Source organism: Pedobacter sp. ASV28, assembly GCF_016428855.1.
GTDB lineage: Bacteria > Bacteroidota > Bacteroidia > Sphingobacteriales > Sphingobacteriaceae > Pedobacter.
Map to the genome: position 1 here is coordinate 134,787 of NZ_JAELTN010000001.1, position 24,964 is coordinate 159,750.

The window sequence follows — 24,964 nt, forward strand, 5'->3', positions numbered from 1 at the left end:
GTAAATTGTAGCATTAAAGCACTAATCAAATAAAGAACCTAACGATTAAATTATAAACCAGGCCAAGAAAACCATTTAAAAGTAACCAAGTGATTAGTTTTCGCCCTCCGAAAGAATTTTTTTCCTTCCCAAATCATACTCCTCTTGAGAAATCAATTTGTCTTCAAAAAGCTTTTTTAGTTCGCGAAGTTTCTCTTCTTTCGATTTATTCTCTGCTTGCTTCGATTGATCTTTAGCGGTTGGTTTTGTCCCGTTTGAGATTTGAACCAAGTCATAAGAACGTTCTGGCTTATATTTCATGGTCCATAAGAATGGGAATAAAAGAAAAACACCTCCAACAATTGCTCCGGCATCTGCTTTTTCATTTCTGGCAAAAGATGTATTAAAAGGTTCATACCCTTCTTTCTCTAACTTAACCGTTGTAACGCTACCGATAATTTTTGTGTCTTCGTGAGTGTAAGGTGTTGTACCTACAGCTTCTCCGTTTAGATAGACTTTTGCGCCGCTGGGATTAGACTTGATTAATGTTCTGCTAGCGCAGCTAGCCAGCAAGATACTGCCAGCTAAAATAAGCGAGGTAGCTTTAACGATAATTTGTTTCTTCATGTATGTTTGTGTTTATAAGATTAGGCATTATAGAAAATGCATTGCCAACAATTATAGGATAATAATTTAATTTCTGCAATAAATTAAAATGTATAAGAAATAAGCTTGCTCCGTACCAAACAACCCTTCATTTACTTGCTTATCTATCATTAATAATTGTATTTATTTTTCCAGTTCTGTTTCAATTTCTCTCTTAGTTTTTCCTCTGCTGGATTTTTGCCCGGATCGTACAACTTGGTTCCGCTCAAGGTTTCTGGCATATATTCCTGTTCAGAAAAATTACCTTCATAACTATGTGAGTATTGATAGTCCTTGCCATAACCTATATTCTTCATTAATTTGGTTGGCGCATTACGGATATGTAACGGGACGGGTAAATTACCCGTTTGTTTCACCAATGCCTGTGCTTTATTTATAGCTTCATATGCCGCATTGCTCTTAACAGATGAGGCTAGGTAAGTTACGCATTGCGATAAGATAATTCGAGCTTCGGGATAACCGATCACATTCACCGCTGCAAAACAATTGTTGGCCAACAATAAAGCATTCGGGTTGGCATTGCCAATATCTTCCGATGAAAGAATGACCAATCTTCTGGCAATGAACAATGGGTCTTCACCTCCTTCTATCATTCTAGCCAGCCAATACACTGCCGCATTTGGGTCACTTCCCCTAATGGATTTGATGAATGCCGAAATAATATCGTAATGCTGCTCACCGGCCTTATCATATAAAGCCAAATTTTGCTGTGCATGTGCCAATACATTTTCATTGGTAAGCTCTATTTTATTCCCTCCAATGCCATTAACGGCAATCTCCAAAACATTGAGCAACTTGCGGGCATCACCGCCGGATAAACGGATTAGGGCTTCATGTTCTTTGATTTTGATTTGCTTTTTGGCCAAGATCTCGTCCTTTTTAATGGCCGTTTGCAATAAAGATACCAGCTCTTCTTCGGTTAGGTTTTGAAGAATATAAACCTGACATCGCGAAAGCAAAGCGGAGATGACCTCAAAGCTCGGATTTTCTGTAGTAGCCCCAATCAAGGTAACCAACCCACGTTCCACAGCACCCAATAAACTATCTTGCTGCGATTTGCTAAAACGGTGTATCTCGTCAATGAACAGGATGGGCAGCCCCATAAAACTATCTTTTAACGCGGCAGCTTTATCAATAACCTCCCGAATATCCTTTACTCCAGAATTGATTGCACTGAGGTTAAAAAATGGCCTGTCTAAACTTTGGGAAATAATATAGGCCAAGGTCGTTTTGCCAACACCTGGTGGTCCCCAAAAAATCATGGATGGCAATTGACCACTTTCTATGGCCTTGCGCAAAACCGCTGTAGCACCTACCAAATGTTTTTGCCCCACATATTCGTCTAAATTTTGAGGACGCATTCTTTCGGCCAAAGGAGGGAGATTTTGCATAGCTTAAAGATAATATCAAAAATAGAAATCCCAGCCAATCATATGCCAGGCAAAAAAGAATAGGAGAAACATCGCCACCTGAACAATCAGGAAATTAACTTGTCTCTTAGACTTTTTTGATTTTCTATAAAAGTAGATATTTAAAAGCGAAGGAGGAACAATCAAAAGCGACAAAAAAATAATTCCATTAACTTTTGAGTACATGAAGCTATTCCCTCCTGCTCCGAAAAATAGCATAGAAAATACAGCATAACCAAACAAAATAAAAGAAAAATAAAGTATCTCAATCAGGAAAATAGTTACTAAATAAAGATTTTTTTCCTCTATGACATTTTCGAAGTTTTTATAGACATACCTGTGATTGCTGAGATTGCATCGCAAAGCTCGCAATGACACACCTATTATCGTCTTTGCGATGAGGTACGACAAAACAACCTTAAAGCATCAAGTCCTACGACAATAAATTTTATTCTGCTTTTGCGGGAGCTGCCTGCTGCTGATTAGCTTTAGGTTTTTTCTTAAAAAATTTCTTTTTCTTATATGGTTTCCGTTCTCCTTGTGGTTCTTCTTTTGGCGCTTCACCTAAATGCTCGGGCAAAGGCATCCTATCTATCTGACGCTCAATTAGCTTTTCTATGTTTGCTAAACGACGTTTGTCTTTTCCATTCACCAAGGTTATGGCCGTACCCGTAGTAGCCGCTCTTGCAGTTCTACCAATACGGTGTATATAATCTTCAGGATCTTGCGGGGCATCGTAATTAATAACCAGATCAATACCAGTTACATCTATACCTCTACTTAACACATCGGTACCAATCAGTACGTTAAGCTTGTCATTCTTAAAATCGAGCATGATGGCTTCACGTTCTTTCTGCTCTAGATCGCTATGAAAGGCCGAGGCTTTTAAGCCAAGTTTTTTAAAAACTTTACCCAGCTCCTTTACCTTTTCTTTACGGCCAGCAAATACAATAATGCGATTGTAGGTTGCCGACTTTAAAATATCTGTAAGTAATGGCACTTTTTGTTCATCGTGAATGAAATAAACCTGTTGGCTAATTCCTTCTGCGGGCTTAGAAATAGAAATATTAATTTGTTCAGGGTCTTTTAACAGACTGCCCGCCAACTTTCTAATTTTTGGCGGCATGGTAGCCGAAAACATAACGGTTTGACGTTCTTTTGGCAAATAACCCACTATTTTCATGATATCATCATAAAAACCCATGTCCAACATCCTATCTGCTTCATCTAATACCAAATGTTCAAGCTTGTCCATTTTTAAAGCGCCAGAAGCTAAATGGGAAATCAATCTCCCTGGCGTGGCAATAATAATGTCCACTCCCTCTCTCATTGATCTTTTTTGTTGCTCATAGGCTACACCATCGCCCCCACCATAAACGGTTAGAGAACTAATATTTGTGAAATAAGAAAGTGCCTCTACTTGCAAATCTATTTGTTGGGCCAGTTCTCTTGTAGGCGCCAAAATCAATACATTGTTGTGCCTTTCGTGCTTTCCGGTAAGCATATTCATAATAGGTAACAGATACGCCCCTGTCTTACCTGTACCTGTTTGAGCGCAAGCAATCAAATCTTTATTGGCTACAATTAACGGAATAGCTTGCTGCTGAATAGGCGTTGCACTTTTGAAGCCCATAGCCAACAAGCCTTCTAAAAGCTCGGCATTAAATCCAAAATCTCTAAAATCCAATGATATATAATTAAAATAACAGCATAAAAGTACCTTTAATTGCAGCTAAAAGCAAACCTACTTATCATTCTAGCAGATTTATTTTTTGCACAGCCCCTCTATATACCAATAGCCAAAGCTATTTACGGCTAACTAAAAGCGTAAATTTGTGAGCACAAGCCGATGTTACATCAACCTGATGCCAGCGGATATTTTTTTGTTACTCCAGATTAAACTTCTTAAGTTTTGAAACTTAAGAAGTTTCCATCAGCACTTACTTTCGCAAAAGTATAAAAGCGTACAGCAGGACTACCCTCTGCGGTGAAACTCGGAATTACATTTTCAAATTTAAAACCCTAAACCACAAGCGCAAACGTTGCCAAGACACCAGTCTAACTTAGAATGTTTCTAAATTGTCGTTTTGTCGTTTTTTTGTAAGTTTTATTCCCTATAAGTTTTCATATTTTAGATACTTTTGCACACTAGAATTATAAATAAACAATCTAATGAGTAGTTTAAGTAAAGCTTTTACATCATCTATAGGTAGAAAGTTTGTAATGGGGCTAACGGGCTTATTCCTAATTTCGTTCCTCATTGTTCACGTATCTATAAATGCACTAATTTTTTTAAATGACGGTGGGGAAACTTTTAATGTGGCAGCCGATTTTATGGGACATAACATTGTGATCCGCATTATGGAGGTTGGGTTATTCGCTGGAATTATCCTGCACATTGTTCAGGCGATTACACTTACCGCACAAAACAATGCTGCAAGACCACAGAAATATGCCTACAACAAGGCTTCGGCCAATAGCAAGTGGTATTCTCGCAGCATGGGTTTATTAGGCACATTGATCTTAATGTTCTTAATTCTACACCTTTACCATTTCTGGTGGCCAACTAAAGTGGCCGTTTACACGCATCAGGAACACAACACCTTTCAGAACATTGTGATGATTTTCCAAGAACTTTGGGTAGTGGTCATTTATGTTCTCGGGGTAATCTCTTTGGGCTATCACTTGTTACATGGTTTTCAATCGTCATTTCAAACGATGGGCTGGAATCATAAAAAATGGACCCCAGTTGTAAAGACAATAGGTGTCTGGTTCTCCATTATCGTACCGATCATTTTTGCATTGATGCCAATATCAATCTATTTAGGTTGGATTAGCTAAACCGAAACGTTTAATTAAAAAGATTAAGTAAATGTCGAAATTAAATTCAAATATCCCTGCGGGAGAATTAACCCAAAAGTGGACTAAATATAAATCTTCTGTTCCGTTGGTTAATCCAGCGAACAAAAGAAGCATCGAAGTAATTGTAGTGGGTTCTGGTTTAGCTGGTGCCTCTGCAGCGGCTACCCTTGCAGAAATGGGCTACAAGGTAAAATGTTTCTGCTTTCAGGATTCGCCTCGTAGAGCGCACTCTATTGCAGCTCAAGGTGGTATCAACGCTGCCAAAAACTATCAAAATGATGGAGATAGCACTTACCGTTTATTTTACGACACCATTAAAGGTGGTGACTATAGGGCACGCGAAGCAAACGTACACCGTTTAGCAGAAGTAAGTGCCAATATTATTGACCAGTGTGTAGCCCAAGGCGTTCCTTTGGCTCGCGAATATGGCGGTTTGTTGGATAACCGTTCTTTTGGTGGTACACAGGTACAACGTACTTTCTACGCTGCCGGACAAACGGGACAACAATTATTATTAGGTGCCTACAGCGCTTTAGAGCGTCAGATCGGTATGGGCAAGGTAGAAATGTACACCCGCCACGAAATGCTTGATGTGGTAATAATTGATGGTAAAGCTCGTGGTATCATTGCACGTAACTTAATTACCGGTGAATTAGAGCGCCATTTCGGCCACGCAGTAGTATTAGGTACCGGTGGTTATGGAAACGTATTCTATTTATCGACCAACGCCATGGGAAGTAACGTGACAGCAGCTTGGAAAGTGCACAAAAAAGGCGCATTCTTCGGTAACCCTTGCTACACGCAAATCCACCCTACTTGTATTCCCGTTTCTGGAGATCACCAATCTAAATTGACCTTGATGTCGGAGTCGCTACGTAACGACGGACGTATCTGGGTGCCTAAAAAGAAAGATGACCCTCGTAAACCTTCGGACATTCCAGAAGACGAAAGAGATTACTACTTAGAGCGTCGTTACCCTGCTTTCGGTAACTTGGTACCACGTGATGTAGCCTCTCGTGCCGCTAAAGAGCGTTGCGATGCTGGTTATGGTGTAGGTGCTTCTAAATTGGCTGTATACTTAGATTTTAAAGCAAACACAGAGCGTTATGGCAAAATAGAGGCCTCGAAAGCTGGTAACCATAACCCAGATAAAGAAACCTGCATGCGTTTAGGTACCGCTGTAATTAAAGAGAAATACGGTAACCTATTCGATATGTATGCGCAGATTACGGGCGAAAACCCTTATGAAACGCCAATGCGTATTTACCCAGCGGTACACTATACCATGGGCGGCTTATGGGTTGATTATGATTTGATGACGACCATTCCTGGGTTGTACTGTACCGGAGAAGCCAATTTCTCTGATCACGGGGCTAACCGCCTAGGTGCTTCGGCACTCATGCAAGGTTTGGCAGACGGTTATTTCGTACTACCTTATACTATCGGTTCTTATTTATCTAAAGATATTTCTACTAAGGCCATCCCTACAGATCATCCTGCATTTGTGGAAGCCGAAAACAATGTAAGGGCAACCATAGATAAATTCTTAAGTATCAACGGAACAAAATCTGTAGATCATTTCCACAAAAGATTAGGCCACATCATGTGGGAAAAATGTGGTATGGCCCGTAACAGAGAAGGTTTAACTGAAGCAATTAAAGAAATTCAGGATTTACGTAGAGAGTTCTGGGCTGATGTAAAAGTACCTGGTTCTGCCGATGAATTCAATCCAGAATTGGAAAAAGCGCACCGTGTTGCCGATTTTATCGAACTAGGTGAATTGATGTGCATCGATGCCCTTAATAGGGAAGAAAGTTGTGGCGGTCACTTTAGAGAGGAACACCAAACTGAAGAAGGTGAAGCAAAACGTGACGATGTGAATTTTGCATACGTAGCGGCTTGGGAATACAAAGGCGAAAGCACTTTCGAACTACACAAAGAAGAGTTGAACTACGAAAATATTAAAGTAGCACAAAGAAATTATAAATAGTATTTAGATGGGCAGTATTCAGTATTTAGACTACATTTTCTAAAACTAATTACTAACTACTAACTACTCAAATCTGAACAAGATGAGTACAGGAAATATGAATTTAACGCTACAAGTTTGGCGTCAAAAAAACAAAAATTCAACAGGTAAATTAGTTGATTATAAGCTTTCTGATATTTCTCCAGACATGTCTTTCTTGGAGATGTTTGATGTTTTAAACGAACAATTAATTAACAAGGGCGAAGAGCCCGTAGTATTTGACCACGACTGTAGGGAAGGTATCTGCGGGATGTGCTCAATGTTCATCAACGGACAGCCGCACGGACCTAAAGACTTGGTAACTACCTGTCAATTGCACATGCGTTCTTTCAAAGATGGCGATACCATTGTGGTGGAGCCTTGGAGAGCAAAAGCATTTCCGGTAATTAAGGATTTAGCGGTAGACCGTTCTGCTTTTGACCGCGTAATTGCTGCAGGTGGTTTCGTATCGGTTAACACAGGTAATGCGCAAGATGCGAACAACTTGCCTATTCCAAAAGCTAAAGCTGATGCTGCTTTCGAAGCTGCTGCTTGTATTGGATGCGGTGCCTGTGTAGCAACTTGTAAAAATGCTTCGGCAATGCTTTTCGTTTCGGCAAAAATATCTCAATTGGCTTTATTGCCGCAGGGTCAGCCAGAACGTTACCGCAGGGTACAAAGTATGGTGGCCCAAATGGATGAAGAAGGTTTTGGTAACTGTACCAATACTGGAGCTTGTGAAGCCGAATGTCCAAAAGGGATCTCACTTGAAAACATCGCTCGTATGAATAGAGATTATTTTAGTGCAAAATTCATCAGCGAAGAAGAAGTATAAATTTCAGATTATGATAAGAAAAATCCCCAAATCTTTAATTAGGCTTGGGGATTTTTGTTTTAAGCAGTGTCGTTCATATCCCGTCATTTCGATTGGAGCGTAGTAGACTTATGAAGTTTTTGAAACTTCGTAAGTCTACATCCTAAGATTTAACAAAAAGGCTAAAACAATCTATGCCGTGCATCGTTTTTAATAATAAAGAATTTTAATTATGACAAAGCAAACAAAAATATTGAGTGGCGTACTAGCTGGAGTAGCTTTAGGAGCCGTAGTGGCGATAGTATTATCATCAGACAAAAATAGTGACATGAAAAGCAAGATAAATGATTGGTTTTGCGATCTCTTCGACAAATCAAAAGATAAACTGGCGAATGTTGCCGATATGGTAAAAGAAAAAGCGGATAAATTGAAAGCTTAATAAAAGGGCGTTTAGGTATCTTTGCATATGGATATTTATGGAAACGCCCTTTTAGATTTTCACAAAACCGGCAAAACGGATATTTTGTGGCTACATAACTCTTATGACGAACCTGAAGAAATGCCAACCGACGTTTTTTTCAGGAACGAGAAGGATATGCCCGAAATAGAGCTAAAAGCGCTCAACCTATGTAAAGGTAAAATCTTAGATGTTGGTGCCGGAGTAGGTAGCCATGCCTTAATTTTGGATAAAAAGGGCATGGATGTTACGGCTATAGATATCTCTCCTATTGCTGTTCAAATTATGAAAGACAGGGGGGTCAAAAACGCTGTAGTACAAGATTTTTTTAAGGTGGAGCAAAAGTATGACACCTTACTGTTCATGATGAATGGAATTGGTTTAACCGGAACAATACAGGGCTTCAAAAACTTTCTGGAAAAGACTAAAGACCTCATCCATCCAAAGGGTCAAATTATTTTTGACAGTTCAGACATCTCTTATCTTTATGAGGATCTGCCTATGCCTCAACATCAGTATTTTGGAGAGATCAAATTTTGTTATGAGTATAAAAAACAAAAGGGAAGCTGGTTCAATTGGCTATATATTGATCCGGCTACCCTACGCCAATTAAGTAGGGAATATGGCTGGAATTGTAAGGTTGTTTATGTGGATGAACAAGACCAATATTTGGCACAACTTACTTTATCATAAACGACAAAATAATATTTGTCGGGCTGAGCCTGTCGAAACCCTGTTAGTCATGTGCTAAAACACTTCGACAAGCTCAGTGTGACAATGTTGAGAGTGATTTTAGGCTCTTTCCTCCCAAACCTGTGCTAAATGTACAATAGTTTCTACCGCTTTAACCATGTCCTGTACCGAAACCCATTCTTGTTTGCCGTGGAAAGCATGTTCACCCGCAAAAATATTCGGGCAAGGCAAACCCATGAAAGATAAGCGGGAACCGTCCGTTCCTCCTCTTATGCTTTGTCTCAACGGTGTAACACCCGCTCTTTTAATCGCTTCTATGCCATTATTAATAATATCTGGATGTTGGTCTAGTACCTGCTTCATATTCCTGTACTGCTCCTTAATGCTCAATGTGTAGGTAGAATTTGGGTAGGCGGCCATCACTCTTTTGACCACCTCCTCTAGTTTTTCGCCGTGTGTTTTCAGTAAATCGTCATCAAAATCACGAAGGATAAAGCTTGCTTCTGCTTGCTCTACGTTGCCCCCCATTCCCACTGGATGGATAAAGCCTTCTTTTAGACTTGTGCTTTCTGGAGTCAATGTGTCTTTGGGTAATTGAGCGATGATAGCTGCCAAAATTTTAATCGCACTTTCCATCTGTCCTTTTGCAAATCCAGGATGGGCACTTACCCCCTTAATAATGAGTTTGGCCCCATCGGCAGAAAATGTTTCATCTTCAATAGAGCCTAAAGTCTCGCCATCAATAGTATATCCTACATCGGCACCTAATTTCTCCAGGTCTACTTTATCTACACCCCTACCAATTTCCTCATCTGGTGTAAACAAAATCTTAATGACACCATGTTTGATTTGCTGATTTTGCATTAGATAAGCTGCCGCTTCCATAATTTCAGCTACCCCTGCCTTATTATCTGCCCCCAGCAAAGTGGTGCCGCTAGCCGTAATAATATCGTTGCCCATCTGATTTTTCAAATCCTTATGTTCAGCTAATCTCAGTATGACACTCTGATCATCAGGCAGGACAAGATCTTCTCCCTGATAATTCTTGTGTATAATCGGTTTCACATTTGCCCCGCTACAGTCGGGCGAAGTATCCATATGGGAACAAAAGCATAAAACAGGAACCTGTTTTTCCGTAGTAGATGGAATGGTGGCATAAACATAGCCATGTTGATCTAAATGTGCATCGGAAATTCCTATTTCCAATAACTCTTCTACCAATACTTTGCCCAAGTCTTTTTGCTTCGCTGTTGAGGGTGTAGTTGGAGAGGCCGAATCCGATTGAGTATCTATTTTAACATATTTAACAAACCTATCGGTAAGGGAAGTAGAACTAATTTTTATTTTTTGCATAAATTCAAAGATATTATTTATTTTTTTGAATAAAGATTATACTTTTGTATACAAAGTACTTAATTTATAACAACTTGAAACGATACTACTTAGCTTGTTTACTTGCCCTTTTTATCTCGTCAACTTTTGCCCAATCAAATTTTTATAAATTAAGCGCTGGTGGCGGTTTTGGCGGTACTTACTCTTTCACAGATGTACAAAAAGGTGCTTATTCAATGGCCGGCTATGCGAATTTAGACTATTATTTTACGCCTTTTATTACCGCTGGACTAGAACTACAAACCGGACTGGTTAAAGGAGGGAATAGAATAACCGACCCACATAGCAGAGAATTCACCAATGGTTTTATGTCATTTGCCCTAAATACAAAATTCAGGGCAGGAGAATTCACCAATTTTTACTATAATGAGTTTCTAAACTATACCAAAGGCTTCTACTTAGGTACTGGAATTGGAATGATCCAAAATAACATGAACTCCATTGTAAGGACAAAAATAAATCCAAATGGGAGTATTTACACCTTCCCTGGCGATGACAAAAGCACCAACATTGTTCTTCCTATTAACGTAGGTATCGATTTTTATTTTCCTGATGGTTGGGGCGAAATCCGCTATATGATTAATTTAAACTATCAGACCAACTTTGTCTTTGGTGAAGGTTTAGACGGTTATAACGATCCTAAAACCATATTCAAAAACAGTAGCCCAGACTTATATAATTTTCTATCTGTTGGATTTAAATATACCTTTGGATCTGTTGGCCTAACGAGTAAAAACCTTAGGTAGCTTATCTTTACTTCCATCTTCTTTTTAAGCATCTAAATTTTGGTCTTGGCCTAATGGTCAAGTTTTCCAACATTTTCAATATATAGGGCAAATTTCCTAAAACAAAAACTATTTTTACTTTATAATCTATAAAGATGAAGGTTTTTATCATTTCCCTTATTGTTTTTAATGCAATGACAACATTTGGCCAAATCACCCCGTATGAACGGAGCAATAAAAAAGAGACGGCAACGTACAACGAAACCATTAACTTTTATGAGCACTTAGTTAAAGCGTTCCCTAGGCAAGCTAAATGGCTAACTTATGGAAATACTGATTTTGGGAAGCCTTTGCATCTTTTGGTATTAGCCAAAGACGGGGAGTTTAATCCTAAAAAAATAAGACAGGCTGATAAAAGAATCCTGCTCATCAATAATGGCATACATCCTGGGGAACCTGAAGGCATAGATGCGAGTATGATGTTGGTAAGAGACCTCCTCCATCAAAAAAGATTGCCAGAAAATATGGTCATCTGCATAATTCCCCTCTACAATATAGACGGAAGCTTTAACCGTAGCTCTACCTCAAGAGCGAACCAAAATGGCCCCCTGGCCTATGGCTTTAGAGGCAACAGTAAAAACTATGACCTGAATAGGGATTTCATCAAGACGGACTCTAAAAACTCGGCGAGTTTTCAAGAAATTTTTAATGCCTGGCAGCCCGAAATTTTTGTAGATACACACACCAGTAACGGCGCCGACTACCAGTACACCATGACCCTAATTCCTACACAAAAGGACAAGTTAAACCCTATACTTTCCAAGTACCTCACCCAAAAGATGTTGCCCCATCTTTATCAGGAAATGAAAGCAAAAGGGTTTGAGCTTATTCCCTATGTAAATTCGGCCAAGGAAACCCCAGACCAAGGCATTATTGGATTTTTAGAAAGTCCCAGATACAGTACCGGATATGCCGCCTTGCATAACACCATAGGTTTTATGCCCGAAACACATATGCTAAAAGCCTATGATCAACGTGTAGAATCGACATACAAATTACTCGAAACCTACATTGCAATTGTAGAACGCGATGCCAAACTTATTGGCGAAAACAAACGCAAAGCCGATGAAACCATAGCAGCACAAATAGAATTTGTATTGGACTGGAAACTAAGCCAAGAAAGTGCTGACGAGATTGAGTTTAAAGGTTACACTGCCAAGTACAAACCTAGTGAAGTAAGCGGAATAGATAGATTGTATTACGACAGAAATGAACCTTACACGAAGACCATTAAACAATGGAATAACTTTGTACCTGCATTAACCGTAAATAAGCCTATTGCCTATATTATTCCTAAAGCTTGGGGCAAGGTGATACAACTCTTAAAACTAAATAATGTAACCGTTAACGAGCTAAAAAGCGATACCAAGCTTGAATTGGAAATGTATGATATCGCTGATATGAAAACCGCTCAAAAACCTTTCGAAGGACACTATTTACATTCAGCAGTTAAAGTCAATAAAACAACCCAAATGCTGCAATGTTATGAGGGCGATGCCGTAGTTTATGTAAATCAGAAAAGCAACAGGTATATTGTAGAAACCCTTGAGCCACAAGCTCCCGACTCTTTCTTTAGCTGGAACTTTTTCGATTCTATTCTGGGCCAGAAAGAGCATTTCTCTTCTTACATTTTCGAGGATACCGCTGCCCAACTGCTTAAACAAGAACCATCACTCAAACAAAAACTGGAGGAAGAAAAGGCCAGAAACTCAGACTTAGCTAAAAATGCTTATGCCCAATTAGACTTTATTTACAGAAATTCTGCCTATTTTGAGCCCACTTTTATGCGCTACCCAATTGGTAGGCTAGAAAAAAACATTCAACTAGCTATAAAATAATATAATGGAATCTTTTAATACAGCTCCCGTAGCCTCGATTATCTTTCTTTTTACCATAGTCACCAGCATATATGCTTTCAATGATCATCAGCTATTCGGCAAATTCATGCTACATCCCTATAGTGTAGCTAAGGGGAATAAGCTATACACTTTTATTACCAGTGGACTGATCCACGCAGATTGGATGCACTTGTTCTTTAACATGTTCACCTTCTTCTTTTTTGCCTTCCAGTTGGAAAGGATGATAGGGCATTGGCAATTTGGCCTTCTTTATTTTTTAGGGCTCGTATTAAGTGACATACCAACCGTATTTAGGCATAAAGACCATTTTGGATACAATAGTTTGGGAGCTTCTGGAGCGATAAGTGCAGTACTTTTCAGCTATATCCTATTTCAACCGCTAAGTTTGATAGGCGTCATGTTCATTCCAATGCCTGCCATTATATTTGGCGTCCTATACCTATTCTATTGCATGTACATGTCCAAAAGATCAATGGACAACATTAATCATGATGCTCATTTTTTTGGGGCATTAACGGGATTGATTCTAACGGTGATTTTGGTGCCTGGTATTATGCCTCATTTTATTGGACAACTAGCCAGCATCTGGCAATAAAGACGGCTCAAAAAAACTCAGTGGTGCCCTTGGGTCTTTGATGATTTCGAATAAGGTGAGCTCGTAGGGTTTCCAAAAATTTTCAAGGACCTGGCCATAGGTTTTATGCTGCCATTCGTCGAAGATAGGCTTATTCTGTATTCCTCTTAATGGCATTGGATCGATGTACGCCACATTATTTGCTTCGATTACATTGTATTCTGGCAAGCGATTAAACAAATAAGCAGAGTAGAAGAAACGCGCGGCTAATTCTTCAAATTGTTGGTCGGTTAAGGGCTTATCCTGAATAAGCTCTAACAGTTGTTGATGGTATCTTTTATTCATGCCATTGTCTTGCAAACAAGCCACGATACCGAAGTCCTTAAACTTTAAAGAGAATATTAAAGTATTAATCTCGTCTCTAAAGCTAAAACCCGTTTCCTCATTTTCTAGCGGAACCACCACAATAGACCAAGGTTTAAATTCTTCGAACGCTATTTCTCTAAAAATGCCCTGTAACATCAAGTGCAGATTGCCAAACTTATGCATCAGGCCTTGAGACATATTCATACCATCTCCACTTAGCTGTTTTAAACGAATAGCCCCTTGCATTTCGATATACAGGAAGCTATACATCATCTTGCCAATCCAATGAAAAAGATCTACCTCCGACAAAGCCGATATGCCTTTATAACCTAATTCAAAAGCAGATTCGATTTTTTGTTCTAGTGGTAAAATCATTTCTGCATAGAGATCTGCATTAACTGGAACCATTAAACTTTTATAACTCCTAATGCTCTCATCCAATAGTTTGATCTGCTCCTCACCGGTAAGCCCAGCCATATTTATTAGCCAATCTGGCAATACACGTATGGCTAAAGGCGATGTTGGATTACCGCTTAAAAAACATTTATCGTTTCTAAAATCGAAACTTTTAAAAGGATTGTAAAGACTATGATTCATTGATGCAATATTAACAATAATTGCCAACTGAGTAATTGTTTTATTGTCATATTGATTTAAAGATGGTTAACTGTTGAAATTGTTTAACTGATTAATTGCCCACTAACAGAAAGCACTCTTTGTTAGTTTGTTCAATCATTCAATACTTCATCATTCAAAATCATAGACTTACGAAGTTTAACTTTTGTTTAGTTGTTATTTTTTACGGTAAAGTTGAGGGCTTCGCCGTTCAGAAACTTCGTAAGTCTTCTAGTACCGACTATAAAACGAAGTAATATGATCTACCAATTGTGCATAAATAGGTTTGGTAAACTCTACAAATAAATTAGCTGGGGGTGGCGGCATTATTTCCCTTTTTCTGGTCAATGCCAACTGCTGTTTATCTAATGCCCTTTCATCTCCTTTAAAACTTGCCCAATTATCCTGCCACACATAGGTACCTGCTAACTTCTGATTACGTAGGAGTTTATTGGTAGCCAGATCGACTACGGCAAAATTTAATAGACCAGAGGAAGCCACTTTCTTTTCAAAAATACTAAGCGTAGCCCTTACCGTTCCGTAAACCTTTCCGGCCCGTCCCTCACCAATAACCACGCTATCTCTTTTCAGCTTTTCTACCCTTTCCTTCACATAAGTTTGGCCCACTATAAAATCATCAAAATGAAGTTCAATCAATTGATCTGCCCTAATGTTCTGTGTTACGGCTTCTTGCTCGGTATAAAAGCGCACAAAAGAGTTTTGTCTGTATGTGGCTAAATAATTGGTGATTTGTTGTTGAAAATACTGATTGCTCAATCTATAGGTATTGCTATTGATGATGGCAGGTTGCACCACTACTTTCAGTACCGCAGCCCAATAGGCTTCCTCCACTTTCTCTTTTATTCCCTTAAGACTTGGATAGAAACTTTGCGACTTTAGGAAATGGCTATAAGCGGTCTTGGCACTCTGTCTGTTATTTTCTCTTAACAACCTTTCTCCAAGCAGGTAGCGGGCCTCGGCCGATTGATAACGTGCATCTTCATATTCCTTGATGAATTTCTGCGGATTGGGCACCAGGTTCAGACAGCTTGGACAGCTATTGATCTCTTCGCTTAATTGGTTAATTTTCTGATAACTATACATGATTGTTTCCCACCTCAAGGCATCGGCAGAAAGTTTAGCCTCCTCAATTTTTCGCAAATGTGTCTTCAATGCAAGATCATAAGCAACCGGTAGAACTTCCATCGCTTCTGAATTTTTTGGAGCACTTTTTAGCCTGTCTACAGCTTTGCTTACCGAAGCATCATAATCTCCTTTTTGCAAAGCATTCTTTCCCGTGGTACAACCAACAATTAATATGGATAAATAAAGAAAATACCGTATTCTTGAGCTAGTTTTCATGGTTATAGTTTTTTGCGTTAACAAATATAATGTAAGGCTATCGAACCTTTTTAATTATTTAGACGATTTCAAATGAAAATTAGTTGCAAAGAGTTTGAACTGGAATTAAAACATCTTTTTTCCATTTCTAAATTTACAAGAACAAGTACCCCCTTATTACTTTTAAAAATCACTCATGAAGGTTATGTAGGCTATGGCGAAGCCAGTATGGTACCCTACATGGGCGAGAGCTATGAGACCGCACACGCCTTTTTGGATAAGGTAGATTGGAACCGCTTAAAATCCCCTTTCAATTTTGCAGAAATCAATCAATATTTAGATAGCCTGGCTACTGGGCACCCTGCAATAAAGGCGGCCATTGATATTGCACTTAACGATTTGAATGGACAATTACTGAACAAATCTTGCTATGAAATATTCGGGGCCGACCCTCATAAAATGCCCGTTACCTCCTATACCATAGGTATTGACACACCAGAAGTGATTAAAGAAAAGTTAGCCGATGCCAAAGGTTTCAAGGTAATTAAGGTGAAACTGGGCAGGGATAACGATAAAGAGATTATACAAACGATAAGAAGCATTACAGACGTTCCCTTATATGTAGATGCCAATCAAGGTTGGAACGAAAAGAAAAAAGCTATTGATCTTATCTATTGGCTCCATGACCAAGGTGTAGTTTTAATTGAGCAGCCGATGGACAAAAATAACTTAGATGGTAATGCATGGCTAACCCACCGTAGCCCTATTCCAATTTTGGCCGACGAAGCCATGCAGCGTTTAGCCGACATGGATCAACTGAAGGGAGCTTATCATGGCATTAACATTAAATTGATGAAAAGTACCGGCATGTATGAAGCACATCAAACCATTTTAAAGGCCCGAAGCTTCGGCATGAAGATTCTAATAGGCTGCATGAGTGAAACCTCTATTGCAACGTTAGCGGGAGCAGCTTTAGCTCCGCTTTGTGATTGGGCTGATTTAGATGGCCCTTGGTTGACCAAGAATAACCCATTCGATGCCCCCAAAATGAAAGATGGGAAGTATGTATTAAATCACTTGCCCGGATTAGGATTAACTGGTGCAAAAGACAATTTATTTGAATAGCAGAACCAGCCTAATGCAATTTTACCATAAAAAAGCCCAGACCTATATAGGTCTGGGCTTTTCATTTTAATTAAGATTTATTAAGGCTTTTTCTTAAATTCTTTCTTTAAATCCTTCATTAACTTTATCTTAAAATAAAGAAATGCAGCAAAAACAGCAACAAAGAAAATAGAAATTAATGGGCTTTTATTATCATAGCCCCACATTATTCCAAAAATTGATAATATTAACGCCAAATTATAGAAAGCGTTGATAAATATTTTTTGCTTCATTAGTAAACTGGCATGTTAGGATCAAAAGCTTCTTGCCAAGCTAAAATTCCTCCCTTTAAGTTATATAAATTATCAAAACCATGGACCTGCTCCAACTGCATAATTGCAGCAGCACTACGCTTGCCACTTCTGCACTGAACAATTACCGGTTTATCTCTGGCAATCTTATCTGCTTCTATTAAAATCCCCCCTAATGGAATATTCTCTCCATCCAGGTTAGAGGTTTCATACTCAAAAGTCTCTCTAACATCAATTAGTTGGAAGTCTTCTTTATTATCTATTTTTTGTTTTAATTCTTGTACTGTAATCTCTTTCATTATAACTGAGTTTTTTTCAAAGGTACAAATTATGGTTTTTATATTTATTTCTCATCAAATCTTCATCATATTTTTTACTTTTTGAACACTTTGTCAGTCTCCCAATTTTTTATTTACCAGACTTTTGTAACAATTGAACTTACCGATCGTTTAATTATTGATCATTTAAATTTGGGTTGAAAAAATGAACCGAGTATCTCGTTTTTTTTGGTTTTGTTCTGGTGCTCACCTATCTACTTTAGAAAAGCATTCAACAGAGCACAATAAATATATTGGCATTGGGGCTACGATTTTCTTTACCGGCCTATTTGCAGCACTTTCTGGTGGCTACGCTATGTATTTTGTTTTCAAGGGAGGAGATTTTGCTGGGTTATTTGCCCTATTTTTTGGACTAATATGGGGCTTAGCCATATTTAACATGGACCGCTATATTGTGTCCAGTATTAATAAAAATGCCAGTAGTAATAAGCAGATTTTACAGGCCACACCACGTATCCTTCTCGCCATTATGATCGGCATAGTGATTTCTCGTCCTTTAGAGCTAAAAATATTTGACAAAGAGATAAAAGAGCGATTGAAATTCAGCTATTTAAATGGCCAGAGGGCAAAAATAGACACGCTGAACAAATCGTTCGACAAAAAATACACAATCGAGCTCACTAAGCTGAACGACTTAAAGTCCCAAAGAGACTCCTTGGCCAAGGCCATCAAAAATGATCGGCAAAAGTTGAATTATGAGATTTTTGGCAATAAGACGACAGAAACTTCGGGCGTTATGGGATATGGGCCATTTGCCAAACGTAAAGAAGCTGAACTAAAGCAACGTGAACAAAATCTGGATACTTTAACTGCCGACATTAGGCAATTAGAAAAATTTGTAGACGGCAGGAAGCAATTTGATGGGTTAATGACCGAAAAACTTTTTACCTCTAAACAATTAGACAGCTTGAGTAATATTGCCGGTTTTGCCGACAGAAACTGGGCATTGGGCCAGTTAAGCTTTAACCCTGATGGAAGTAAAGATTTCAATACTTCATTAGCGGTTACCTTTATAGGCTTATTATTCGTATTTTTTGAGTGCCTCCCTGTTTTTGTAAAATTAATGAGTGCACGTGGGTCTTATGATCACGCTGTTGAAAATTCCGAGGCTGTGCAAAACCATTTATCAGATAAAGATCGTGATTTCGAGATCAGTGTTGCCGATCAGATCCAGGAAACTCGTATACAAACTACAGTGGCAAAAAAAATAGAACAGCTGCATCATAATGATTGATGCGCTCGTTTTGCCTTAACGAAGCAACTTTTAACATTAAATTAAGGCATTGCATGATGAGATACTATTAGGCTATCTCATTTATCTATGTTCTCCAAATTGATTGCATTAAATATTATTTATGTTTGATATTAATGATATATTTGATATCTATATAGCTATTTTTAATGATTCTGTCACACATTCTTTTATACCTTGACCCTGGCAATGGCGCTATAATAGCCCAGATATTGGCAGGAATAGCAGGTTCTTATTACATTCTTAAGAACTATGTGGTAGGCTTCTTTACCAAAAAGAAAAAAAACGACAATGAAGCTAAGTAAGCTACGGATTAAATCGTCTAGAAAAGATCCCGAATACAGTGTTTATGAAGTTGATGGAAAAATAGTAAGGGCTGTACCTGAGATAGGCATTGAGCTTTTAGAAAAAAATGACCTAAAGGAATTTCCAACCATTAAAAGCTTTGAATTGGCTGGACAAGATCATCTATTCGAAGTAGAAAAATTTCCTTTTATAATTTATCCTTACGAATTGCCATTTGGTCTTCTTAAAGATTTCTCTCTCTTTTACATTAACCTTTTAACCTTTCTTTTAGAAAAAAACATAAGTTTAAAAGATGCTACCCCCTATAACATCTGTTATAACGGCAACAATTCCTTTAAACATTTCGATTTAGGCTCGATAGAAAAATACGACGCTACTCAAGGATGGAAAGGCTATCGTCAGTTCCTTGTAGAGTTTTATTTCCCCCTGCTCTACCTTACAGAAAACAAGAACATCTATACAACTGACCTCATTAAACTTTTCTTTGATAAACAGTGGATTTTCAAGTATAACTTTAATTGGCGGAATTATTTAAATCCAGGATTTAATATCCATTATACCTTTTATAAAAAATCGGCCATAAGGCAGTTAAAAAATACTTCAGAAAATAAATTAACAATTAATCATCGGTTGATAAAAAACAACCTTTATCTATTAAAAAACCATATTATCAGCTTTTCTCTACCAAAGGATAAAACAAAATGGGATGATTATTATTCGCAAACGGTATTAAAAGATGGGTATGTAGACAAAAAAGTGTCGTCAATAAAAAAGCTCTTGAAAAACTCGTCGATTAAGCACCCGATATCATATGCTACGGATTGGGGCGCAAACGATGGAAAATTTTCCAAGCTTTTTTTAGCGGAGTTTAAAAATGCCACAGTCATCAGCATTGAAAGCGACTATAACGCCGTAAATCAGCTCTATCAGGATTGTAAAAATGAAAATATAATTCCCGTTTATACAGATGTTTTAAATCTAAGTCCACACTTGGGTTTTGATGGGGAGCGACTTTCCCTAAAATCAAGATTAAAATCTATTTGTGATTTTCAATTGTGTCTGGGTTTGATACACCATTTAATTCATCAAGACAATTTATCTTTCGATGATGTAATCTCCTTTTTCAGCGATTCTGCCAAGTCAGGATCTTATCTCTTAATAGAGTTTATTGACGCTGAAGATCCTCGACACCAACTCATAAAAAATCCAAATTATGCTTATTCCCTAACGAGATCATATTTTGTGGAAAGCCTAAACAAACATTATGAAATTATTGATACAAAACAAGTTATCGAAACTAGAGAATTATTTTTGTGTCTCAAAACCACTTAAAAGAAAAGTAGACATATGGTCTCTAGTTTATAGCATATTTATCTCGCTTTATATCGGTTTTTGGGTAGAACAGTACTACCTTAACCAGACCATAACCATTGGGGTATTATTGTTAATTAGCTTAATATCCTTTTTTACGAGTTCCTTTCTTATTCGATTTAGGTTCCTGTTTCTCTTTATCCTTGTTAACCCCCTCCTCAACTCCTTATTATACCCCATTAACGACAAAAGTATTAAAGCGTTAATCATCTTGGGTATTTTCTTGATCGTACTCTTCACAAATATTAAAAATCTAATCAAAATAGGCGGTCTCATATTAATTACAAACATTGTTTTTTGCTGTTCATTAATGGTTGGCTATTATTCAACGTCATTCCTATTTAAATATGGCAAAAACCCACCTCCAATTTCGACCATTGTAAATGACAAAGATGCCAATAAGGATATATATATCATTATATTAGATGCTTTTTCCTCAAAGGAAGTACTTAAAAAATATTTTAATTGCGAGTCGAGATTGTTAGCCTACTTAGGGGAAAATGGATTTCAGGAACACAGGTCCCTGTCAAAATATATAAATACGGCGCAATCATTACCCAACATTTTTTCTGGAGCTGTATTTGATCAAAAAACAGCTTATAAAACCAAAGATATTGAACAAATGCAACAACTACTTCCCGGTAGGTATTTAAATAACTTTGCAGCCAAGTATGAATACCAATTAAAGTTTAGTTCTTTTATAATAGACAAAGAAAATAATCAGTTAAAAAAAATATTTGGGAGAGGCAGCGATTTTACCATTTACTTTTTTTCTCTAACTGATCGTTTTATGCTATATTTTTTTCCTTCTGGTAAAAGCTCTAATAATAAAGGTATCCATGAAATTGCTAATCAGAATATAATATCCATTAAAAAAACACTGAACCAGAAAGCTAAAAATCTAAGTGTACATCATTTTTTAACTTTCCATAGTGCTTACTTTGATAAGGGTTTTAAAGAATCTTTTATAGAAAATCTAAATGAAGCAGATGAAATTGGGATCTCCATCGTACAGCTGATTTTAGCACAAAAGCCAAAAGCGAAGATCGTTATCTTATCAGATCATGCGGAGAGAGGGCCTGAGTTTGATAAAAAGGACTCTTATAAGGGTATCTTATATATTAAAAACTGAAGTCCTTTAACACCACCCTAATTTAGCTCAAGAAAAAAGATACATGATGCCAGATTAATGGTCCATCTAACTTAGCTCAACACTCTCCATCGTAATAATATGCTCACAATTTGTGTTATTCCGCGGCTATGCCTAAATTCAAAAACTAAATCCAATTCCGATGAAGAAATTTGTTATAGTGGTGGGGATGATCATGGCCTCATTTACTTTAAAAGCCCAAAAAGAAATAAGTTATGAAGTGAGCTTCCCAAATCTGGTGCATCATGAAGCGCAAATCGCCCTATCAATTCCAGCTGTACCTACTACTGTCCCTTTAAAAGTTAGATTTAGCCGCTCTTCTCCGGGAAGATACGCCACTCATGAATTCGGCAAAAATGTCTATCATTTAAAAGCTTTTGATTCTCAAGGGAAAGCCCTGTTAATAAAACAATTATCAGGTGATATTTATGAGATCGTAAAACCAAGCGCCTTTGTTAAAATTACCTATACCCTTTTTGGCAATTGGGTTGATGGCACTTATGCCGGTTTTGACGAAACGCATGCACACATGAATATACCAGCTACTTTTGCTTTTCCCGTAGGGATGGACAAAAGACCCAGAACGGTCAAATTTAACTATGCCAACAATAACTGGAAAGTAGCTACACAGCTGAAGCCTTTACCCAATGGAAGTTATTATGCAAAGGATTTTCAATATTTCATGGATAGTCCAATTGAGATTTCCGCCCACAAAACAAGTAGCTGGGAGGTAAAAAATCCCGATGGAAAAGTACAAACCATCCATCTGATCGCTCATTCCGATGATGAACAGTCAACCGTTGATAACTACGCAAATATGATCAAAAAAGTAGTGGAAGAACAAAAGGCAATCTGGGGCGAACTGCCACATTTCGACAATAACCATTACTATTTTTTACACGACGTACATCCAGATTATGCAGGCGACGGAATGGAACATAGAAACTCGACCGTAATTGTACAGCGTACCCCAAGAATACTAGGCTATGAAAGTAATTTATTGGGCACTTTCTCTCATGAATTTTTCCATGCCTGGAACGTAGAACGCCTTCGTCCAAAGTCTTTGGAACCCTTTGATTTTACGCAATCGAATATCAGTGAAGCCCTTTGGATAGCCGAAGGGTTTACACAGTATTATGGTAACCTGACCTTAAAAAGGGCCAATTTTAGAACACTTGAAAACATATTGCAAAACTTTAATGGTTTAATCAACGCGGTAACCAACGCTCCAGGTGCAAAATATTTCTCCCCAATACAGTCCAGTCAATATGCTGTTTTTGCCGATGCAGGCGTTGCTATAGACCAAACCAACCAACCCAATATCTTTACTTCATATTACACCTATGGGGCAGCTGTGGCCCTGGCTTTAGACTTAAGATTGAGGACAGATTTCAAGCTTACGCTTGACGATTATATGCGGGCACTTTGGAAAGCATACGGCAAAACCGAAATTGCCTATACCATTCCAGATCTTGAAAAGACCTTAGCCTCATTAACCAAAAACCAAAATTTTGCCCACCAGTTCTTCAATGATTTTGTTTATGCAACCAAAAAGGAGAATTATACGTCCCTATTATTAAATGCAGGCCTAATATTGCGCAAAGCATCACCAGGAAAAGCCTTTAGTGATATACGTCGACTAACCATAAACAATGGAAAAGTTGTCGTTCCCGCTACTTTAGTGGGTTCCCCAGCTTATCTGGCTGGCCTGGACATTGGAGATATTTTATTAAAGGCAGATGGTATAGAGATAAAGGCGATAGATGACTTCGATAAAATTACAGAAAAACACAACCCGGGTGAAACAATTGAAATCGTTTACAGTCGAAGAGGAATAGAGAAAACAGCCAAATTAACTTTTATAGAAAACCCTAATTTGGAATTGGTAGCGATAGAAAGTACAGGTGAAGCCCTAACACCATTGATGAAAAGTTTTAGGGATAACTGGCTGAATAGCCAGGTTAAATAGCACAATTAACTTAACTTATTATATAAAACATGAAGAAAACACTTTATACTTTGTTTTTCGCCTCTGTCACAAGTATTGCAGCTGCACAGACTGTTGATAAAATCATTACCAAAGATTATGTAGACCACTTAATCAAAACCCTTAGCGCCGACGATATGGAGGGACGTAGAACCTTCACCCCTGGTATTGAGAAAGCAGCTACTTTTATTGAAAAAGAATTTGCGGCAATTGGATTAAAACCACTAAATGGGCAAACTGGCTATCGACAAACTTTTCACAAATATCAGGTAAAACCTACCTTAACCAGTGTAAGCATTGATGGGCAACCCGTTAGCCAGGAGAACCTATTGGTAATAGGCAACAATACCGAGAGCTTAAGTTTCGATAAAAGCAATAGTGATGGTTGGATTAAACTTAATCCCGACAAGGATTTTGTTACTCAATATAGGGCATTGGTCAAAAGTAATAAAAAACAGTTGGTATTGGTAGACATTAAATTTGTCGATATTTTCAATCGCTTAAAATCATCCCTAGGTAAAGGCGCTATTGTTGACGAAAAGGACCTAAATGCTGAAAAACCCGCTGCAGCTGTTTTTGTACTAGATAAAGATACCATAGCGAACAGTTTTAATGTAACGTTAAAAAACACCATTACCAAAATGCCTCTATTTAATGTTGCAGGGATCATTCCTGGAAAATCTAAAGCAAAGGAATTGGTTATTTTCTCAGGACATTATGACCATATGGGCATTGTTAAACCGGTGGAGGGCGATAGCATTATGAATGGCGCTGATGATGATGCCTCTGGAACCTCTGCCGTAATTGCACTGGCCAAGTATTATAAAAAACTGAACAAAAATGAGCGTACCCTCATCTTTGTGGCCTTTACTGGAGAAGAAATGGGCATGTTCGGTTCTCGCTATTTCTCCCAAAAATTAAACCCAGATGAAGTAGTTGCCATGTTCAACATTGAGATGATTGGCAAGGATAGCAAATTTGGTAAAAATACCGCCTTTATTACAGGCTACGAAAAATCTGACTTGGGCAAGATCTTACAGAAGAACCTAGAAGGTACCGAATTTACCTTCCATCCAGACCCCTATACACAACAGAACCTTTTTTACAGAAGTGACAATGCAACTTTAGCCGCATTGGGCGTACCTGCGCACACCATAAGTACCGATCAAATTGATACAGATAAGCTTTATCACACCGTAAAAGATGAATATAGCAGCCTAGATGTTGATAATATCCTTTCTACCATTAAAGCTATTGCCAAAAGTGCAGTAAGCATCATCAATGGTACTGATACACCAAACCGAATTCCCAAGTTAAATCAATAA

General features: G+C 38.0%; 23 protein-coding genes. 15 read left to right on the forward strand and 8 right to left on the reverse strand.

Features of this window, described 5'->3' with window-relative positions; all coding sequences use genetic code 11:
- Positions 1-93: 93 nt before the first annotated feature.
- From JHD79_RS00600 to JHD79_RS00610, 3 genes are all read right to left on the reverse strand, one after another.
- Positions 94-606: a PEGA domain-containing protein gene (locus JHD79_RS00600; RefSeq protein ID WP_199117140.1), complete on the reverse strand. Its 513-nt coding sequence runs from the start codon at positions 604-606 to the stop codon at positions 94-96.
- A 149-nt stretch (positions 607-755) separates the two neighbouring features.
- On the reverse strand, positions 756-2,036 hold the full coding sequence (locus tag JHD79_RS00605) for a replication-associated recombination protein A (protein WP_199117141.1): 1,281 nt from the start codon (positions 2,034-2,036) through the stop codon (positions 756-758).
- 466 nt (positions 2,037-2,502) lie between these two features.
- Entirely contained in the window at positions 2,503-3,741 is a 1,239-nt protein-coding gene (locus tag JHD79_RS00610) for a DEAD/DEAH box helicase (RefSeq protein ID WP_199117142.1), read from the reverse strand.
- Between the two features lie 485 nt (positions 3,742-4,226).
- Between JHD79_RS00610 and JHD79_RS00615 the strand changes: the two genes are divergently transcribed.
- The 5 genes from JHD79_RS00615 to JHD79_RS00635 all read left to right on the forward strand — a co-directional run bounded on the left by JHD79_RS00615 (position 4,227) and on the right by JHD79_RS00635 (position 8,888).
- Positions 4,227-4,895 carry a succinate dehydrogenase cytochrome b subunit gene (locus tag JHD79_RS00615; protein WP_199117143.1) on the forward strand — a complete coding sequence of 223 codons (669 nt, stop codon included), beginning with the start codon at positions 4,227-4,229 and terminating at the stop codon, positions 4,893-4,895.
- 31 nt (positions 4,896-4,926) lie between these two features.
- Positions 4,927-6,906, forward strand: a complete 1,980-nt coding sequence (locus JHD79_RS00620) for a fumarate reductase/succinate dehydrogenase flavoprotein subunit (protein WP_199117144.1) — start codon at positions 4,927-4,929, stop codon at positions 6,904-6,906.
- Positions 6,907-6,988: 82 nt separating this feature from the next.
- Positions 6,989-7,759: a succinate dehydrogenase/fumarate reductase iron-sulfur subunit gene (locus tag JHD79_RS00625; protein WP_199117145.1), complete on the forward strand. Its 771-nt coding sequence runs from the start codon at positions 6,989-6,991 to the stop codon at positions 7,757-7,759.
- 211 nt (positions 7,760-7,970) lie between these two features.
- The gene (locus JHD79_RS00630; protein WP_199117146.1) at positions 7,971-8,177 is read left to right on the forward strand and encodes a YtxH domain-containing protein; all 207 of its coding nucleotides are present in this window, start codon (positions 7,971-7,973) and stop codon (positions 8,175-8,177) included.
- Between the two features lie 27 nt (positions 8,178-8,204).
- Positions 8,205-8,888, forward strand: coding sequence for a bifunctional 2-polyprenyl-6-hydroxyphenol methylase/3-demethylubiquinol 3-O-methyltransferase UbiG (locus JHD79_RS00635; protein WP_199117147.1), 684 nt, complete (start codon positions 8,205-8,207; stop codon positions 8,886-8,888).
- A 99-nt stretch (positions 8,889-8,987) separates the two neighbouring features.
- Here JHD79_RS00635 and pepT read toward each other — a convergent pair whose 3' ends face one another.
- The gene (gene pepT / locus JHD79_RS00640; protein WP_199117148.1) at positions 8,988-10,241 is read right to left on the reverse strand and encodes a peptidase T; all 1,254 of its coding nucleotides are present in this window, start codon (positions 10,239-10,241) and stop codon (positions 8,988-8,990) included.
- Between the two features lie 74 nt (positions 10,242-10,315).
- On the opposite strand from pepT, the gene JHD79_RS00645 reads away from it, so the two are divergent.
- From JHD79_RS00645 to JHD79_RS00655, 3 genes are all read left to right on the forward strand, one after another.
- Entirely contained in the window at positions 10,316-11,026 is a 711-nt protein-coding gene (locus JHD79_RS00645) for a hypothetical protein (RefSeq protein ID WP_199117149.1), read from the forward strand.
- A gap of 134 nt (positions 11,027-11,160) precedes the next feature.
- A complete protein-coding gene (locus JHD79_RS00650) occupies positions 11,161-12,903 on the forward strand; it encodes a M14 family metallopeptidase (RefSeq protein ID WP_199117150.1) in 1,743 nt (580 codons plus the stop codon).
- A gap of 4 nt (positions 12,904-12,907) precedes the next feature.
- The gene (locus JHD79_RS00655) at positions 12,908-13,519 is read left to right on the forward strand and encodes a rhomboid family intramembrane serine protease (RefSeq protein ID WP_199117151.1); all 612 of its coding nucleotides are present in this window, start codon (positions 12,908-12,910) and stop codon (positions 13,517-13,519) included.
- Here the strand turns inward: JHD79_RS00655 and JHD79_RS00660 are convergent.
- Together JHD79_RS00660 and JHD79_RS00665 are read right to left on the reverse strand one after the other, a co-directional pair.
- Positions 13,499-14,461 (reverse strand): hypothetical protein, encoded by a 963-nt coding sequence (locus JHD79_RS00660; RefSeq protein WP_199117152.1) that lies wholly within the window; start codon positions 14,459-14,461, stop codon positions 13,499-13,501. The two genes, JHD79_RS00655 and JHD79_RS00660, sit on opposite strands and share 21 nt — an antisense overlap.
- Positions 14,462-14,710: 249 nt before the next feature.
- Positions 14,711-15,841, reverse strand: coding sequence for a hypothetical protein (locus JHD79_RS00665; protein ID WP_199117153.1), 1,131 nt, complete (start codon positions 15,839-15,841; stop codon positions 14,711-14,713).
- Positions 15,842-15,913: 72 nt separating this feature from the next.
- Here JHD79_RS00665 and JHD79_RS00670 point away from each other — a divergent pair, with 72 nt between their 5' ends.
- Complete coding sequence (locus JHD79_RS00670) at positions 15,914-16,945, forward strand: dipeptide epimerase (protein ID WP_199117154.1); 1,032 nt, start codon at positions 15,914-15,916, stop codon at positions 16,943-16,945.
- An 80-nt stretch (positions 16,946-17,025) separates the two neighbouring features.
- Here JHD79_RS00670 and JHD79_RS00675 read toward each other — a convergent pair whose 3' ends face one another.
- Positions 17,026-17,217: a DUF6358 family protein gene (locus JHD79_RS00675; RefSeq protein WP_199117155.1), complete on the reverse strand. Its 192-nt coding sequence runs from the start codon at positions 17,215-17,217 to the stop codon at positions 17,026-17,028.
- Positions 17,217-17,534 carry a rhodanese-like domain-containing protein gene (locus JHD79_RS00680; protein WP_199117156.1) on the reverse strand — a complete coding sequence of 106 codons (318 nt, stop codon included), beginning with the start codon at positions 17,532-17,534 and terminating at the stop codon, positions 17,217-17,219. Before JHD79_RS00680 ends, JHD79_RS00675 begins: the two co-directional genes overlap by 1 nt.
- Positions 17,535-17,718: 184 nt before the next feature.
- Here JHD79_RS00680 and JHD79_RS00685 point away from each other — a divergent pair, with 184 nt between their 5' ends.
- The 6 genes from JHD79_RS00685 (at position 17,719) to JHD79_RS00710 (ending at position 24,964) form a co-directional block, all read left to right on the forward strand.
- Complete coding sequence (locus JHD79_RS00685; protein WP_199117157.1) at positions 17,719-18,807, forward strand: DUF4407 domain-containing protein; 1,089 nt, start codon at positions 17,719-17,721, stop codon at positions 18,805-18,807.
- A gap of 167 nt (positions 18,808-18,974) precedes the next feature.
- Positions 18,975-19,130 (forward strand): hypothetical protein, encoded by a 156-nt coding sequence (locus tag JHD79_RS00690; RefSeq protein ID WP_199117158.1) that lies wholly within the window; start codon positions 18,975-18,977, stop codon positions 19,128-19,130.
- Positions 19,117-20,463, forward strand: coding sequence for a hypothetical protein (locus JHD79_RS00695; RefSeq protein WP_199117159.1), 1,347 nt, complete (start codon positions 19,117-19,119; stop codon positions 20,461-20,463). Before JHD79_RS00690 ends, JHD79_RS00695 begins: the two co-directional genes overlap by 14 nt.
- A 349-nt stretch (positions 20,464-20,812) precedes the next feature.
- A complete protein-coding gene (locus JHD79_RS00700) occupies positions 20,813-21,634 on the forward strand; it encodes a hypothetical protein (protein ID WP_199117160.1) in 822 nt (273 codons plus the stop codon).
- 160 nt (positions 21,635-21,794) lie between these two features.
- Positions 21,795-23,621: a M61 family metallopeptidase gene (locus JHD79_RS00705; protein WP_199117161.1), complete on the forward strand. Its 1,827-nt coding sequence runs from the start codon at positions 21,795-21,797 to the stop codon at positions 23,619-23,621.
- Positions 23,622-23,650: 29 nt separating this feature from the next.
- Positions 23,651-24,964 (forward strand): M20/M25/M40 family metallo-hydrolase, encoded by a 1,314-nt coding sequence (locus tag JHD79_RS00710; RefSeq protein ID WP_199117162.1) that lies wholly within the window; start codon positions 23,651-23,653, stop codon positions 24,962-24,964.